The 15,868-nt window shown below is 48.3% G+C and carries 12 protein-coding genes (1 of these 12 only partly in view); 8 read left to right on the top strand and 4 right to left on the bottom strand.

Annotated elements, in window-relative coordinates; translation table 11 throughout:
- The first annotated feature begins 122 nt into the window (after nt 1-122).
- The gene (locus tag ABWH99_RS20410) at nt 123-2,705 is read left to right on the top strand and encodes a hypothetical protein (protein WP_375583645.1); all 2,583 of its coding nucleotides are present in this window, start codon (nt 123-125) and stop codon (nt 2,703-2,705) included.
- On the opposite strand, the gene ABWH99_RS20405 is transcribed toward ABWH99_RS20410, so the two are convergent.
- Nucleotides 2,692-3,225, bottom strand: a complete 534-nt coding sequence (locus tag ABWH99_RS20405) for a DinB family protein (protein WP_375583644.1) — start codon at nt 3,223-3,225, stop codon at nt 2,692-2,694. The two genes, ABWH99_RS20410 and ABWH99_RS20405, sit on opposite strands and share 14 nt — an antisense overlap.
- Before the next feature lie 96 nt (nt 3,226-3,321).
- Here ABWH99_RS20405 and ABWH99_RS20400 point away from each other — a divergent pair, with 96 nt between their 5' ends.
- From ABWH99_RS20400 to wecB, 3 genes are all read left to right on the top strand, one after another.
- Nucleotides 3,322-3,939, top strand: coding sequence for a class I SAM-dependent methyltransferase (locus tag ABWH99_RS20400; RefSeq protein ID WP_375583643.1), 618 nt, complete (start codon nt 3,322-3,324; stop codon nt 3,937-3,939).
- A gap of 13 nt (nt 3,940-3,952) precedes the next feature.
- The gene (locus tag ABWH99_RS20395; RefSeq protein WP_375583642.1) at nt 3,953-5,539 is read left to right on the top strand and encodes an amidase; all 1,587 of its coding nucleotides are present in this window, start codon (nt 3,953-3,955) and stop codon (nt 5,537-5,539) included.
- A gap of 101 nt (nt 5,540-5,640) precedes the next feature.
- Nucleotides 5,641-6,747 carry a non-hydrolyzing UDP-N-acetylglucosamine 2-epimerase gene (gene wecB / locus ABWH99_RS20390; RefSeq protein WP_375583641.1) on the top strand — a complete coding sequence of 369 codons (1,107 nt, stop codon included), beginning with the start codon at nt 5,641-5,643 and terminating at the stop codon, nt 6,745-6,747.
- Nucleotides 6,748-6,789: 42 nt separating this feature from the next.
- Here the strand turns inward: wecB and ABWH99_RS20385 are convergent, their stop codons facing one another.
- Nucleotides 6,790-7,551, bottom strand: a complete 762-nt coding sequence (locus ABWH99_RS20385) for a class I SAM-dependent methyltransferase (protein WP_375583640.1) — start codon at nt 7,549-7,551, stop codon at nt 6,790-6,792.
- A 216-nt stretch (nt 7,552-7,767) separates the two neighbouring features.
- Between ABWH99_RS20385 and ABWH99_RS20380 the strand changes: the two genes are divergently transcribed.
- From ABWH99_RS20380 to ABWH99_RS20370, 3 genes are read left to right on the top strand one after another with little or no spacing between them, the layout of a single operon-like run.
- A complete protein-coding gene (locus ABWH99_RS20380) occupies nt 7,768-9,102 on the top strand; it encodes an efflux RND transporter periplasmic adaptor subunit (protein WP_375583639.1) in 1,335 nt (444 codons plus the stop codon).
- 43 nt (nt 9,103-9,145) lie between these two features.
- Nucleotides 9,146-10,456, top strand: a complete 1,311-nt coding sequence (locus ABWH99_RS20375) for an ABC transporter permease (protein WP_375583638.1) — start codon at nt 9,146-9,148, stop codon at nt 10,454-10,456.
- Nucleotides 10,449-11,939, top strand: a complete 1,491-nt coding sequence (locus tag ABWH99_RS20370) for a TolC family protein (RefSeq protein ID WP_375583637.1) — start codon at nt 10,449-10,451, stop codon at nt 11,937-11,939. Before ABWH99_RS20375 ends, ABWH99_RS20370 begins: the two co-directional genes overlap by 8 nt.
- Before the next feature lie 4 nt (nt 11,940-11,943).
- Here ABWH99_RS20370 and ABWH99_RS20365 read toward each other — a convergent pair whose 3' ends face one another.
- Nucleotides 11,944-12,396, bottom strand: coding sequence for a hypothetical protein (locus ABWH99_RS20365; RefSeq protein WP_375583636.1), 453 nt, complete (start codon nt 12,394-12,396; stop codon nt 11,944-11,946).
- A 362-nt stretch (nt 12,397-12,758) separates the two neighbouring features.
- Nucleotides 12,759-14,321 carry an asparagine--tRNA ligase gene (asnS, locus tag ABWH99_RS20360; RefSeq protein ID WP_375583635.1) on the bottom strand — a complete coding sequence of 521 codons (1,563 nt, stop codon included), beginning with the start codon at nt 14,319-14,321 and terminating at the stop codon, nt 12,759-12,761.
- A 128-nt stretch (nt 14,322-14,449) separates the two neighbouring features.
- On the opposite strand from asnS, the gene rpoN reads away from it, so the two are divergent.
- Nucleotides 14,450-15,868, top strand: the 5' portion of a protein-coding gene (rpoN, locus tag ABWH99_RS20355; protein WP_375583634.1) for an RNA polymerase factor sigma-54. 36 nt of this gene lie beyond the right edge of the window; 1,419 of the gene's 1,455 nt are visible here — the first part of the coding sequence; it begins with the start codon at nt 14,450-14,452; its stop codon lies off the right edge, out of view.

The raw sequence follows: 15,868 nt of genomic DNA, 5'->3' as shown, positions 1-15,868 counted from the left end.
TAGTGTAACAAAACGTATCTATTAATCATTTATACCATTTGCAGGTGTCGGCTCGTCAGGTAGTATCTTTTTTGCCATTCTTGGTGGTTTTATTGGTTGCTTTTTCTGCAGAAAGCCACCGAATGTCCGGTTTTTTCACTGAACCTCAATTACAGGGTCCGGAAGGGGTTTGCCTGAATGGAGGATTTGCCTATGCGGACTTTTCCGCGGGCGGGGATCCGGGTACGGATCGCTACATCTGGAGCATCACCGATGCCAGCGGTTTTGAGGTTTTTTACGAATCTGGCGGAGCCGCGTCCCAGGACATTTCGTTTCCATTTACCGCTACCGGCGTCTTTACCGTCAGTCTACGCGTGATTCGGGGGAGTGACCAGAATTACTACCAGGCTTCTCAATCCGTTACGGTGGAGCGAGGGCCTTCCTTTGTTTTGCCTACGGATGTGGTGTTTTGTGGGAATGACCCGGTCACCCTACAGGCGCTGGAAGCGACGGATGCCAATAGCGGTCGCTACACGATCGAATGGCTCAACCCTGCCAATACCGTGTTGGGAACCGGAAATACCTACATAGCGACCGAGCCGGGACGGTATTTTGCAAAAGTAACGTCCATAGCTTGCGAGGCAGTTGCCACTACATTTGTTGGTCCCTCCATTTCCGTTTCCGTACAGGCATCGTCTTCCGTAGCCTGCCTGGGAAGTACAGTCAATTACCGGCCGGATGCACCTTACCTGGCCGCTTGGTTTTACCAAAAGGAAGGCGCTTCCGACCGTACTTTCCTTGAAAACGCATTTGAACTGGCTCTGAATACCGATGATCTGGAAGGATTGGGCAATTATACTATTTTTTTTAGTGTGGAGGATGCAGAGAGACCTGGATGTAACGTGGAGCAATCCTTTGACCTGGAGGTTCGGGACGCTCCGGAGTTTACCCTCACCAAACGAAATGACGCCGAAAGTTGTGAATCGCCCACGGGTATTTTTGAAATTGAGGCAATTACTCCCCTGACTTCCGTGCAAATTTCAGGCGGACAGGCACAGACCATCAACCAAATCGCGCAGGGAGAAGTGCGTACCGTTACCGCTCTTGAGCCAGGCGTGTACACGGTGACGGCCAGATTGGGAGATTGTCAGCTAAGCCGTTCCATCAGCATCGAAAACGAAAATCCAGGCCAGGGAATCGACTTCGAAGTAACCTCGACACCATCCGTTTGTACCGCCTCGGGGGTGCAGCGAGGTGTTTTAACCTTGGATTTCAAAGGACTATCGGTGTCGGGGTCGTATCGAATCGCCGGAGCGAACGGACAACTTTTTCAAGGAGGGTTCCAAAACCAAACTCAAGTAGAAGTAGAAGTGCCCACGGGAACGTATACGGTGGGCGTGAGTGATGAAAGTGGATGCAGTGCGACCCGGTCACAGACCTATCAAATGACAGGCGCGCAGCAGGTTAACTTCTCTGTTCCGGCAAACCTCACCGTTTGCCAGCAATATACCTTGGTTCCCGAATCCAACCAATCCCTGCAATTCCGGATGGTAGCTCCGGATGGTAGCGAAATTACTTCTCAAGGAGGCGGGTTTTTGCTTGATCAGACCGGTACCTACCGCCTCACGGGAAGCCCGGCAGATCCCGCTGTGGTCTTATGTCCCAGAACCAGGGCAATTGAGGTGGTAGTAAATGAACCCGTTCAGTACGATTATACCCAGCGCACCATCAACTGCTTCGGAAATCAGATTTTTGGTGTCGAACTTTTTGGAGAAAACCCCAATCAATACATCATCCGGTGGATGCGGGAAGACCGAACGATCCTGGGAAGAGAGTTGGAGTTTTTTCCTCCTTCTACGGGAAATTTCCTTCTCGAGGTGCAGCCCAGGGGAAGTAGTGCCTGTCCGGTGTCCCCTGTACGTTTTGAGGTAGTGATTCCGGAAAACGATGCCCTGGCATCCGTGACGGGTTCGCCCATCTGTGGAGAGGGGTCCGTTTCGCTTTTACAGGCAGAAGTAAGCGGCTCCGCCGTTGAAAAAGTTGAGTGGTACAAAATTGAGGAAAGTGGGGACAATACCTGGCTTTTTGACTTTGATGATCAACTGGAAATCGAAGTGGATGAGCCAGGGACCTATGAAGTAGTATTGCGAAACGAGATTAACTGCAGGTTATTTGGTGCGGCATACGAGGTGGTGGAAATTGTTCCTGCCGCGATAGATTTAGCTGACTCTTACTCCATCTGCAGTGCGGAAAACAGGCGTCCAACATTAAATCCAGGTACGTTTGAAACCTACCAATGGTACCTGGAAGACAGTCTGCTGAGCGAAGCGAGTAGCTATATGCCGCAAGCGCCCGGAGCGTATACACTGGAAGTGGTAGATGAAACCGGATGTGCTCAGGAGCACTCATTTCAGGTGGACGAAGATTGTGTGATACTTGTTCGTTATCCAAATGCCCTGATCCCAGGCGATTCGCAGCGCCAATTCAGAGTTTTTGCTGCTTCGGAAATAGATTGGATCGAGGTATTTATCTACACCCGTACCGGAGAGTTGATTTTTTATTGCGAAGGCAGCGGCGGACAAGCAAGCCCTGCCTGTTCCTGGGATGGTTTGATAAATGGACGGGAAGCCATGGATGGCACCTATTCCCTGATTGTAAACTACAGGAGTAGCGAACTGGGTCTGGAGAAATCGGAAAAGCGAGCCCTAACCGTTATTGGAAATTGATGTAGTCCGGCGGTTGAATGTTTTGCAATCTGAGATAAACGATCAGTTGGGCGCGGTGATGCGTCACATGGTCAGCAAGCAGCAAAAGAAATTGCCTTCTGGTTCGGCTAAACTTCCCATACGAGGCAGTTTCGTCCAGTTTGTCCGGATCGAATCCCTCGATTAGCTGTTTTGTCCGGTCAAATTCCCGAGCCACTTCATGAATCAGTTGGGCCTTGTTTTTACCCTGTTCCCGAAAATCCTCCCAGCGTATAGCTGCTTCGCTTCCCCCAAATTTGCTGAAGGCATGCCAGTCGATGATGACGGCGATGTGCATGAGCTGTTCGGCAAAACTCTTACCCTCCGGGTAAGGCGGTTGGAAATAGTTTTCCTCGGGCATCGCTTCGGCGACGGCAAGCAGGTAGGCTTTGGATTGGTCCCAGCGTACCAAAAAATCACGCAGGAATGGGTTTTCCTGACCCAAGCCCTTAGGGCAGGTTAGAGAGAGTAGGAATAGGACAAGAATCACAGACTTTTCCATTTTTATTGGTAACTTTTGATGCGAAAGAATATTTCCCGGCTATAGCCGTCGAGGCGTATTCGAAGGTAAGAAATAGAAACCATTCAGGAGGAATACATGAAAACATTTTGGAACGAACGGTATAAAGCTACAGATTATATTTACGGAGAGAAACCCAATGCATTTTTTGCCTCAAAAATAGCTTCCCTTAAACCAGGTAAGCTATTGCTGCCGGCGGAAGGAGAGGGTAGGAATGCTGTGTTTGCGGCTAGCCTTGGCTGGGAGGTGTGGGCCTTTGATTTTAGCGAAGAGGGAAAGAAAAAAGCGGATCGGCTCGCCGAAAAAAATCAGGTCTCTATCCACTATGAGGTGAGCGATACGAGTGACGTGATTTACGATGCCGATTCCTTTGATTTGATGGGTTTATTTTTTGCCCATTTTCCCGAAAACGTACGTGCTACCTTTCACCGCAAATTGGCATCTTTTGTAAGACCGGGAGGCAAATTGTTGATTGAAGGCTTTCGAAAGGAACACCTAATGTTCAGTCGCCTGAATCCAAAAGCGGGCGGACCTAAAGACGAACGCATGCTATTTTCCCTCGATATGCTACGCGAGGATTTCCCCGATTTCGAATGGGAACAATTGGAAGCGGTCACTGATCACCTGGAGGAAGGTGACTTTCACCAGGGGGAGTCCGCCTTGGTTCGTGCCGTGGGCAACAAACGTAAACAATAAAACCAATCACATCATGAGCCTGGCTAAACTAAAAATATTGGGAAAATTGGCACTGCTATCCGTCCTTGCGATAGGCGTTGCGTGCAATGCATCCAATAATCGGGACAGCGCAGTGGGGGATTTCCCTTACGAAGAATGGGAAATCGGGGATTTTCAGGATGCCTACGCTGCGGGGTCTTTGACCGTGAGAGCGGTGGTCGAGGCGTACCTGTCCAGAATTGAGGCCTTGGACCAATCCGGCCCGGAATTAAATTCGGTATTGCAGGTCAATCCCGATGCGCTAACCCTGGCCGATTCCCTGGACCGGCTTTTGGCCTCCGGAAAAGCAGAAGGACCCTTGTTTGGGATCCCGGTACTACTGAAGGACAACCTGGATACGCACGATGCAATGGCCACCACGGCGGGTTCACGGGCACTGGCCGGATCCAAGCCAACGAAAGACAGTTTTGTAGCAAAGAAACTAAGGGAGTCGGGTGCGGTGATTCTGGGAAAAGCCAATTTAAGCGAGTGGGCCAATTTTCGGGGACAACTATCCAGCAGCGGATGGAGCGGGATTGGCGGGCAAACCAAAAACCCCTACATTTTGGATAGAAATCCCTGTGGGTCCAGTTCCGGCTCCGCGGTTGCCGTTTCGGCGAATTTATGCGTGCTGGCGATCGGGACAGAAACCAATGGATCCATCGTTTGTCCCGCGCATGCCAATGGGATTGTGGGCATCAAACCTACCGTGGGTCTGGTGAGTCGGTCTGGCGTGATACCCATTTCCTACACACAAGATACTCCCGGGCCAATGGCGAGGACTCTAAAGGACGCCGCATTGGCACTGGAAAGTCTGGTGGGTGTCGATCCGGAAGATGCAAAAACGCTGGCCAGTGCCGGTAATTACCAACGGGATTACCTACAGTTTCTGAAAGCGGACGGATTGAAAGGGAAACGAATCGGCTGGTTTAAAGGGCCTTCGGGAAGGAATTTCAAGGTGGATCAATTGATGGAAGAGGCAGTGGCCTTTATGGAGCGCCAGGGTGCGGGAATTATTCCCATTGACCAGGTCGAACCTTCAGGTACTGGCACCCATTCGCTGCAAGTAATGCTTTACGAGTACAAAGAGGGCTTGAATGCCTATTTTTCTTCGCTGGGCCCCGATGCTCCGATCAAGAATCTGGAAGAACTGATCGCCTTTAATGCAGGAGATAGCATCGAACTGCGACACTATAACCAGTTTTATTTGGAAGAGGCGCAGAAAAAAGGAGGGCTGGAGGAAGCAGCGTATCGGGAAGCTCTGTCAGCCATGCTCCGAATGAGCAGAGAAGAGGGCATCGACAAGGTGCTGAAGGAAAATCAGCTGCAGGCCATCGTCGCGCCTACCGGAAGCCCGGCCTGGAAGACCGACCCCATCAACGGCGACTCGTTTCAGTTGGGTAGTTCTTCCCCGGCAGCACACGCAGGTTACCCCAACATTTCCCTGCCTATGGGATTTGTGAATGGGTTGCCCGTGGGAATCTCCATCTTCGGGACGGCCTGGTCTGAGCCTGTTCTGCTAGAAATAGCTTACGGATTCGAACAAGGTACCAATCACCGCAAGGCTCCGGAATTTAGGTAGGTGGAAACTGGAAATATTCGATTCGATCGGACCATAGCCTGACCGGTTTTCTCCGGGTATCCGGTTTATTTTGCTAACTTGGGAAATTAAATTTTTGATTCATGGTACGCATAGATTTGATCGCGGGTGCGAGACCCAATTTTATGAAGATTTCCCCTATCATTGACGCGATTCGGGAGGCGTCCGATGCGGGCAAGGGCATCATTGATTTTCGGCTGATTCATACCGGACAGCATTACGACAAAAACATGTCGGGTAGTTTTTTTGAGCAATTGGGAATTCCGGCGCCGGATGTGAACCTGGGTGCCGGAGGTGGCAGTCAGGCCGAGCAGACGGCAGCCATCATGATTGGGTACGAAAAATTACTCATGGAAAAAAACAAACCCGATCTTTGTCTGGTGGTAGGGGACGTCACTTCGACCATGGCCTGTGCCATCACGGCGCAAAAGCTGCATGTAAAAGTGGCGCATGTAGAGGCAGGTATCCGTTCGGGAGACTGGACCATGCCCGAAGAAATCAATCGAATGGTGACCGACAGCATTACCAATTATTTTTTCACTACGTCTAAGGTGGCCAATGCCAATCTGAAAAATTCGGGCGTTGGAGAGGAACGCATTTTTTTTGTTGGCAATACCATGATCGATACCTTACTCAAACATCGCCCGCGTTTTCAACGACCGGAGGTGTGGAATCGGTTGGGCCTGGAAGAGGGGAAGTACCTGGTCATGACATTACACCGGCCAGCCAATGTAGATCAGGAGGAAAAGCTCAGGGAATTGATCCAAAAAATCGTGGACCATACATTGGATTTGCCGCTCGTCTTCCCGGTGCATCCGCGAACAAAAAAGATGCTACAGCATATCGGCATCGGACACGAGCGCCTTCACATGATAGATCCACTCGGCTACCTGGAATTCAATTACCTGGTAGAGCGGTCCAAGGCAGTGGTGACCGATTCAGGGGGAATTACCGAAGAAACTACCGTAATGGGCATTCCCTGCATGACTCTCCGGGACAATACCGAGAGACCAGAAACCATTACAGAGGGTACGAATGAGCTGATCGGAACCGATCCCAAAGCCATCCCTCCGGCCATGGAAAAACTGTTTTCCGGAAACTGGAAACAGGGGCAGGTACCTGAACGGTGGGATGGAAAGACGGCCAGCCGCATTGTTGCGATTCTATTGGAAAAACTGGCCCTGCGATAATCGCCGCCTGGCTTTCCGAAAGTGTCCGTGGCGGGGGATTGTTTAGCTTTTCCTGGCTAAATATATCAGCTCCTTTTCCGGGAGCGCATGCTTTTTAATCAGGGAGGGATCCAGGGTTTGGACAAATGGGATTTCCGTTACAGTCAACCCGGAAGTGCTCAGCCGGGCCGCATAGTCGGTTCCATATTTTCGTACATGGTCTCGCTGGCCGAAAACACGCTCCCTTTCGGAAGGATCCGTGAGGGTGGGATCTTCGATGGTTTTTTCCATATCGTATACCGGAGACTGAACGATTCCCCATCCACCGGGTTTCAGTACCCGATTGATTTCCTTGCAGGCTTCGATGTCGTTTTCCACGTGTTCCAGCACATGATTGGAAAACACCACGTCGAAGCTATTATCGGGGAACGGGATCTGGTGGATGTCCATTTTGATTGTGGCAAGGGGGGATTCCAAATCACCGGTAATGTATTCCAGATTGTCCAGCGCTTCAAAACGTCCCAAAAAGCACAATTCCGGTGCTATGTGAAGTACTTTCAGCGGATTTTTGAAAAAATCAGTTTCCTGTTTGAGAAACAACCACATGAGCCGGTGCCGCTCCAATCCCAGGCAATTGGGGCAGAGGGCGTTGTCCCTGCCCACTCTACCATAGGGTAAAAACTTTCGGAAACTCCGTTCGCATATGGGGCAGTGGACGGCATTTCCACGGTAAAATACCGCCGCCAATCGTAAAAAAAAATGGCTGAAAAGCTGCAAGTACCTTCGCGGAACGTATCGAATCGTCCAACTGATTAGAGATTTCATGCGACAAATATAGCCAATGAAACGGAACCCTATACGTTTCTATGGATTTTAGAGACACGAGGTTGTTTGGCAGGAATGCTACCCGCGATCATCAAAAAAGGTCTACGAACGAAATAGGTTTAAAATTACATTTTATGTTAATGGACAAATAAAAGGCTCATTGGGAAGGACTTGATGGATGAAAAAGCTACCTTTGAGTCAGTAAAAGACAGGAAAATGAAAAAGAATTTAATTTACGTAGCGATTGGAAGTGTGGTCGTGATCGGCGCGCTTTACTTCTTTTTTGCTTCGGGTAGTGCCGGGGTAGAGAACGATATTCTTGCCAGCGTCAAGAAAGGCGAGTTTCGGGTGGAAATCACTACAACCGGCGAATTGGAGGCCTTGCGTTCGGTGCAGGTCTTCGGTCCGGCAGAGGCCAGGCGATTCAGAATCGGGAATTTCACCATTGACAAGATGGTGGATGAAGGTACGGTCGTAAAAAAGGGAGATTTTATCTGCTCGATTGACAAAACAGAATTGTTTGGACGTCTGGAGGACCGGCGGCTGGATCTGGAACAAACCCGGGCCCAATACGAGCAAATCCAATTGGATACCTCACTGAACTTACGGGTAGAACGAGACAATATTCTCAATCAGGAGTACATCGTACAGGAGCAGGAGCTGATACTCGAGCAATCCCAGTTTGAGCCGCCAGCGATCATCAAACAGAACGAGTACAACGTAGAAAAAGCCAAAAGAGAGCTTGATCAGGCCCGAGAGCGGTACCGCATTAAGAGTCTTCAGGAAAAGGCCAGAATGATGGAAATTGCCGCAAAGCTTCGGGAAGATGAATTGGAAGTGAATCAAATGGTAGAAGTGCTTGATAAATTTGTCGTAACTGCCCCGCAGGATGGCATGGTGATCTACGTGGATTACAGAGGCAATAAGGTGAAGGAAGGCTCACAGATTACCTCCTGGAACCCGGTTGTCGCGACTTTGCCCGACCTTACCACCATGCAGAGCATTACTTACGTCAATGAAGTGGACATTCGGAGGGTAAGAGTAGGTCAGCAGGTGGAACTGGGAATGGATGCTTTTCCGGATAAAAAATACACCGGAGAGGTAACCAAAGTGGCAAATGTCGGACAACAACGGCCAAACTCTGACGCAAAAGTGTTTGAAGTAATGGTTATTGTCAACGAGAGTGATCCCATGCTAAGACCGTCCATGACTTCGAGCAATACCATTATCGCTGACCAGTTGGACGACGTCTTGTACGTGCCCCTGGAAGCTGTAAACGTAGAAAACGACAGCATCAATTATGTTTACATGCGAAATGGCGTCAAACAGGAAGTACTTCTGGGGATGACAAATGCCAACGACGTGGTCATTGAAAAAGGGCTGAATGCCGGAGACTATGTCTACTTGAATACACCCAATTGGGGAAGTAATCTTACCGTTAATTTATTGGAAGAGCTAAACGGCAAACGAAATCGGGATAAACAGGAGGAGGAAGAACCTGTGGCGGAAGCCTCATCGGCTGGCAGAAGGTCTTCTATGCCCTCTCCGTGACCCGTAACTGCAGTGAATACGAATTCCTTATCCTATCAAACCTATGATTAACGAAAGGCTTATCGCCAATTTTTACATTGCCTTTGAGGCAGTGCTAGCCAATAAGGTACGTTCCTTGCTGACCGCCCTGGGTATCATTTTCGGGGTAGCGGCAGTCATCGCCATGCTGGCCATTGGTACCGGAGCCCAGCAGGAAATCATGGAACAGATCAAACTGGTAGGGGTAAACAACATTGTGGTCGTACCGGTAGTAGAGCAGGTAGAGGAGCAAGTGGACGAGAATAGCAGCTTGGAAAAAGAACGCAATAAGTTTTCTCCCGGCCTAAAAATACAGGATGCAGAGTCAATTCGCGAGATCATCCCTGGCATTAGTAAAATCAGCCCGGAAATTGTGTTGGATACCTATATAGTAAAAAGCGGGGTCCGTAGGTCCGCAAAACTCGTGGGCGTAACTCCCGCCTATTTTGACGTGCTGGATTTCAAGCTAAGGGAGGGCAGAATGTTTAGTGAGAAAAATCTCGTCAAAGGGGACCCGGTTTGTATCATTGGCCGAAACGTGGCGGCTCGTTTTTTTCCAAACGAAAGCCCGATTGGGGAAAAAATTAAAAGCGGCAACCAATGGCTGGAAGTAGTGGGAATTTTAGAAGAGCGGATCGTGTCTGAGTCAAGTATATCCAAGTTGGGGATACGAGACTTCAATATGGATGTTTACGTTCCCATTCAAACCATGCTTATCCGCTATAAAAACCGGGACCTGGTTACCGAATCAAGACTGAACGACAGCAACAGCGGATCCAGTAATTACCACCAGCTGGATAAGATGGTTATTCAAGTTTCCGACAGCGAATTATTGAACCCCACCGCCGAGGTATTGGCGAAAATGCTCGAGCGACGGCATTTCAACGTAGTGGATTTTGAGATTACCATACCCGAGCTTTTACTTAAACAGCAACAGCGGACCCAAAACATCTTCAATATTGTACTGGGAGCCATTGCCGGGATTTCCTTGCTGGTCGGAGGTATTGGAATCATGAACATCATGTTGGCCTCCGTGATGGAAAGAATAAAAGAAATTGGCCTAAGACTTTCGTTAGGAGCAAAAAAGAACGATATTGTGAATCAGTTTCTATTTGAATCCATAATGATCAGTGTTTCGGGCGGGCTGATTGGCGTGATTCTCGGGATAATTCTGGCGCATTTGGTGTCTACCTTTGCAGAATTTCCTACGGTCATTACCATGAGCTCCATCGTATTGTCATTTGGAGTGGCCGCCACGGTTGGGTTGGTGTTTGGAATTACCCCGGCCAAGCGAGCAGCCAGTCAGGATCCGATAACCTCTTTACGCTATGAATAAACTATTTCTACCTACCCTGATCGTTGTGTTTTTAGCGATCATTTTTTCTGTCCAATCCCAGCAGGTCGTTTCCTATACGTTGGAGGAGATCATCTTACGGGCCAAACAACAGTCTCCTGCTGCCCTGAATGCAGATACGCGCAGGGAAAATAGGTACTGGAGCTATCGGCTTTACCAATCCAATTTTAATCCACAGTTGCGCCTGGAGGGTACCTTGCCGCAATACTCCCAGGCTTTCAATAACGTGACCCAGCCGGACGGTACCATCGAATTCCGGGAAGTACGACAAAATTTGGTGGATTTGGAATTGGGACTACGCCAGGTGATTGGGCCTACCGGCGGTATCATTTCGGTGAATAGTTCGACGAACCGTTTCGATAATTTTCTGGCATCGGATTCCGAAAACCAGACACGCTGGAGTGGCGTTCCGGTAAACATTCGCCTGTCCCAGCCCATTTTTGCCTTTAACCCCTTCAAGTGGGACCGAAAGATCGAACCCATTCGTTACGAAGAAAGCAAGCGAGAGTTTGTGGAAGAGATGGAACAGATCAGCGAGCGGGTAACCCAGATGTTTTTTGATTTTTTAGTGGCCCAGGTAAACCTGGATATTGCTACGAAGAACCTGCAAAACTCCGAAGCGATTTTAAAGATCGAACAGGGTCGATACAATATCGGTACCACCTACGAAGATAAACTGCTACAGGTCGAACTGCAGGTGTTGGAAGCCCGGCAGGATGTGGCACAGGCCCGTTTGGATATGGAAGCCTCCTCCCTTCGCTTGAAATCGTACATCGGCCTGAACGAAAATACCACCTTAAACCTCAAGCTACCAGATGAAATTCCGGAATTTGAAGTGAAGGTGGAAGAAGCGATAGAATATGCGTTTCAAAATCGATCCGATGCCATTAGTTTCGAAAGGCAGCGATTGGAAGCGGAGGCAGACGTAGCGCAGGCGCGGGGACAACGCTTTCAGATGAACCTGAATGCCAGCTATGGGTACAACAAGGCAGCCCTGATGTGGGGAGATATCTACACGAACCCCAATACACAGGCGCTTGTTAATCTGAGCATTGGTGTGCCTATTTTGGATTGGGGTCGGAACAAAGCCCGTATGAGCATGGCAAAGGCCAATCAAAAACTTACGGAATTTGAAATAGAGCAGGAAATCATCAACTTCGAGCAGGAAATATTCACCAGGGTTCGGAATTTCATCATGCTCAAAGACCGACTGGAGATTACCAAGACCTCCGATCTGGTAGCGGATAAACGATACGAAATATCATTTCGCAGGTACCAGAGTGGAAATGTGTCCATTACCGACCTGGGAATCGCCCAACGGGAGAAGGACGAGAACAGACGGAGATACGTGGAATCCCTCCGCGATTATTGGACTGCGTATTTTGAGTTAAGAAGGCTGACGCTCTATGACTTCCAAAACCGTGAGCTTTTGTACACGCCGGAAATGTCTTTTCAGGAAGAGTGATTTGTCAGTGGGGAAAGGGACGGGTAATCCGTTCGGTAATGTAGGCCTTGTACGAATTGCCCAGGCAGTAAATGGCGGCACCAAAAAGCAGGGCAATGTGAAAAAGACCGTTGTTGTAGATTCCAAAAATGGAATTTAACGCAGAGAGAAAGGAATCCGTTCGAAGAATATGGCCCCGCACCCATTCGATGGAAAATACCACCCGGATGAAAATTGACAAGATGGCAAGTGTTCCACCCACCAGGCCGATCAACGGTTTTTTGTAATGAATCAGAAGTCCAAAAGCCGCGAAGGTTTCGATCCCAGCGAGTAAAATGGCCCAAAAGAGGCTGTACTCTAACGCACCGATCAGTTTTAGCTTGGTAAAGCCACCAAACAGCAGCAAACAGGCCAAAGAAATGCGGATGACATGACCACCAATTCCTTCAATTTTTAGGTATTTTAAAAACGTTTCCACTTTCTAATATAAGAATTAAACCGAACTATTACCTAAACTCAAGCAATTAAACTTCAACCGCATTTTTAAATGAGAACCTGCTGGATGTATCGTGAATTTGTAGGGGCCGTTTAATCCTTCGACTTACTGATTTCTCTACCCACAGGAGCAAATGGGCAGGTCTTTTTTTCTCCTCGTCTTGTACCAACCTTCGTAAATTGTCGGGCCCTGCAGCCTATGGTTTCCAACCGGGTTTTTTGGATTGATTTCTACGCGTATTTTCCGATTGTTTCCGTAATGCGGCGATTGGCGAAACGGAAAGAAACCCAAACAAGCGCGATACGTGTACGGGTTGAGCGTTTCTGTCCCTGAAGCCATTGCCTTCATTCGAATAAATGGTGGTAACGGAAGGCGGCTTCAGTAAGACCTTTTTTATTCAAAACTCGGCGTTGCCGGGTGTTCTTGGGAAAGGAATGACATCCCGTATATTTCCCATCCCCGTAACGAATTGAACCAATCGTTCGAAACCCCAATCCAAAGCCCGAATGTGGGGCGGTGCCGAATTTTCGGGTGTCCAGGTACCACCACATCTCCTCCTGGCTAATATCCAGTTCCTGCATTCGCTCGGTAAGCTTATCCAGCCTTTCCTCCCGTTGAGAACCACCGATGATTTCCCCAATACCTGGGAACAAAATATCCATGGCAGCGACCGTTTTCCCATCGTCATTTTGCTTCATGTAAAACGATTTGATCGCTTTGGGGTAGTCGGTAATGATTACCGGTTTTTTAAAATGCTTTTCGACCAGGTACCTTTCGTGCTCGGATTGCAGGTCTGTGCCCCATTCGTCTATGGGGAAGGTGAATTTTTTCTTCTTATTGGGTTTGGAGTTTCGGAGGATTTCCAATGCCTCGGTGTAACTAATTCGTTCGAAAGTATTTTTCGTGACAAATTCGAGGCGTTCGATAAGGCCGAGTTCGCTGCGTTGTTCAGCCTTTTTGTTTTTTTCTTCTTCGGCTGCCCGTTGGTCAAGAAAGGCCAGGTCTTCCGGGCAATTTTCCAGTGCGAAGCCGATGATGTACTGCAGGAATTCTTCGGCCAGGTCCTGGTTGTCCTCCGCATCGTAAAAGGCCATTTCCGGCTCAATCATCCAAAATTCCGCAAGATGCCGGGTGGTGTTGGAGTTTTCAGCACGAAAGGTGGGCCCAAATGTATATATTTCAGAAAGGGCCAAAGCTGCAAGTTCCCCCTCTAACTGACCAGAAACGGTGAGGTTGGTTGCCCGCTCAAAGAAGTCTTCTTTGAAATTGATGGCATCGTTTTCGTCCCTGGGTGGATTTTTTAGATCCAGTGTAGTGACCTGAAAGGTTTCACCTGCCCCTTCGGCATCCGAGGCGGTAATGATCGGGGAGTGCAGGTAGAAAAAGCCCTTTTGGTGAAAATACTGGTGGACAGCGAACGCCAAATGGTGGCGAATGCGAAAAATAGCCCCAAACGTATTGGTTCGAACCCGCAAATGGGCGTTTTCCCGCAAAAACTCCAGCGAATGTTTTTTTGGCTGTATGGGGTATTTGTCCGGGTCGGCTTCTCCCAGGATTTCCACCCGATCCGCCAGGATTTCCGATTGTTGTCCGCTGCCTTGGGAGTCGACTACCGTCCCGGTTATTTTAAGGCAAGCGCCTGTATTTGCTTTCTTTAGTGTTTCTTCATCAATTTTTTCCGGATCGGCTACAATCTGGTAATTTTTTATGCTGGAGCCATCGTTCAGGGCGATGAAGGTGACGTGTTTGTTGCTGCGTCGGGTTCTGACCCAGCCCATTACCGTTACTGTTTCGTCTGTGAACGTATTTTCCAGTAAATGTTTGATTTTTATTCGCTTGTTAAATGACATGGTTCCTTTTTCTCTTGAAGTGACTGCCTGCGCAGCCTGCGTGTAAAGTGAATGCAAAAAAACGATATAATACGCTTTTTATCAAAATTTTGATCTTATTTCCTAAATTTGAAAAATGAAAGCAGGGGTTTGGCGGTCGAACCCTTGATGTATACCTACCTAACCATTATCAGGTAATAGAATATATGCAAAAACTGAATTTAAATCAGATCTTATCCCAAAAGTTATCTCCTCAGCAGATACAGTTTATCAAGCTTTTACAGGTGCCTACAGCGGAGTTGGAAGCAAGGATTGAGGAGGAATTGGAGGTCAATCCTGCGCTTGAGGAGGGAAAGGAGTCCGATTCGGACATTCAGGCAGATGAATTTGCGGAAGCAACGGATAGTGCGGAAGTAAAAGAGGACAAAGACATCAATATTGACGAGTATTTGAACGAAGAATACGGCGGGTACAAAATGCAGGGCGATGGAAATTATTCCGGAGAAGAAGAGGAACGGGAAATGCCGATCTCAAGTCATTCTACGCTTCACGAGCAGCTGCTTTCCCAACTTAATTTCCTGAAGTTGGACGAGCAGCAGCGGCTGATAGGGAAACAACTGATCGGAAGTATCGAAAACGATGGCTACATCCGCAGAAGTTTGGAAGCCATCATCAACGACTTGGCTTTCAGTCAAAATGTGGAAACCGACCTGGACGAGGTAGAAGAGATTTTACTTAAAATCCAGGGATTTGATCCTCCGGGAATTGCCGCCAGAAACCTTCAGGAATGCCTGATAATCCAGCTTGAAAGAAGAGACGATCCGAATGAGCCGCTGCTCGAGAAAGCCATTTTTGTCGTGCAGCATTGCTTCGAGGAATTTACAAAAAAGCATTACGAGAAGATCCTTAAAAAAGCAGGAATCACAGAGGAGGAGCTTAAGGAAGTCATTCATTTGATCACCCGGCTAAACCCAAAACCCGGGGGCATTTCCGATGGAATGGTGCGCAACCACTACGTGATTCCCGATTTTATTTTGAACAATACCAACGGTAAATTTGAAATTGTATTGAATTCAAAGAACGCGCCGGAACTTAAAGTATCCAGGTCATACTCTGAAATGTTTAGTGCGTATGATAAGAGCGATAAAAAAGACAAGAAGCTCAAGGAGACGGTTACCTTTGTTAAGCAAAAACTGGATTCGGCAAAATGGTTCATCGATGCAATCAAGCAGCGACAGCATACCTTGATGAAAACCATGCAGGCAATTCTTGATTACCAACATGATTTTTTTATTGACGGAGACGAGACCAAACTTCGTCCGATGATATTAAAAGATATTGCCGAAAAAATCGACATGGATATTTCGACGGTCTCGCGAGTGGCAAACAGCAAATCCATACAGACCGAATTTGGGGTATTCCCGTTGAAGTATTTCTTCTCGGAAGGAATCGCTACCGATGGAGGAGAAGATGTTAGTAACCGGGAGGTAAAAAGTGTCCTCAACAAACTGGTGGAAGAGGAAGACAAAAAGAAACCCCTTTCTGATGACAAATTGGTTAAATTGCTCAATCAGAAAGGATACAATATCGCCCGAAGGACTGTAGCCAAGTACAGGGAACAACTG

It is taken from the genome of Cyclobacterium xiamenense, from assembly GCF_042140265.1.
Lineage (GTDB): Bacteria > Bacteroidota > Bacteroidia > Cytophagales > Cyclobacteriaceae > Cyclobacterium > Cyclobacterium xiamenense_A.
The sequence above is the reverse complement of the archived record's forward strand: the minus strand, read 5'-3'. Positions and strand labels throughout refer to the sequence as shown.

Bases quoted from the DNA above. Each gene is read 5' to 3' on its own strand.
- ABWH99_RS20405 (WP_375583644.1), bottom strand. From the start codon at position 3,225: ATGGAAAAGTCTGTGATTCTTGTCCTATTCCTACTCTCTCTAACCTGC.
- wecB (WP_375583641.1), top strand. From the start codon at position 5,641: ATGGTACGCATAGATTTGATCGCGGGTGCGAGACCCAATTTTATGAAG.
- ABWH99_RS20395 (WP_375583642.1), top strand. From the start codon at position 3,953: ATGAGCCTGGCTAAACTAAAAATATTGGGAAAATTGGCACTGCTATCC.
- ABWH99_RS20375 (WP_375583638.1), top strand. From the start codon at position 9,146: ATGATTAACGAAAGGCTTATCGCCAATTTTTACATTGCCTTTGAGGCA.
- ABWH99_RS20380 (WP_375583639.1), top strand. From the start codon at position 7,768: ATGAAAAAGAATTTAATTTACGTAGCGATTGGAAGTGTGGTCGTGATC.
- ABWH99_RS20400 (WP_375583643.1), top strand. From the start codon at position 3,322: ATGAAAACATTTTGGAACGAACGGTATAAAGCTACAGATTATATTTAC.
- ABWH99_RS20370 (WP_375583637.1), top strand. From the start codon at position 10,449: ATGAATAAACTATTTCTACCTACCCTGATCGTTGTGTTTTTAGCGATC.
- ABWH99_RS20410 (WP_375583645.1), top strand. From the start codon at position 123: ATGTCCGGTTTTTTCACTGAACCTCAATTACAGGGTCCGGAAGGGGTT.
- ABWH99_RS20385 (WP_375583640.1), bottom strand. From the start codon at position 7,551: ATGAAATCTCTAATCAGTTGGACGATTCGATACGTTCCGCGAAGGTAC.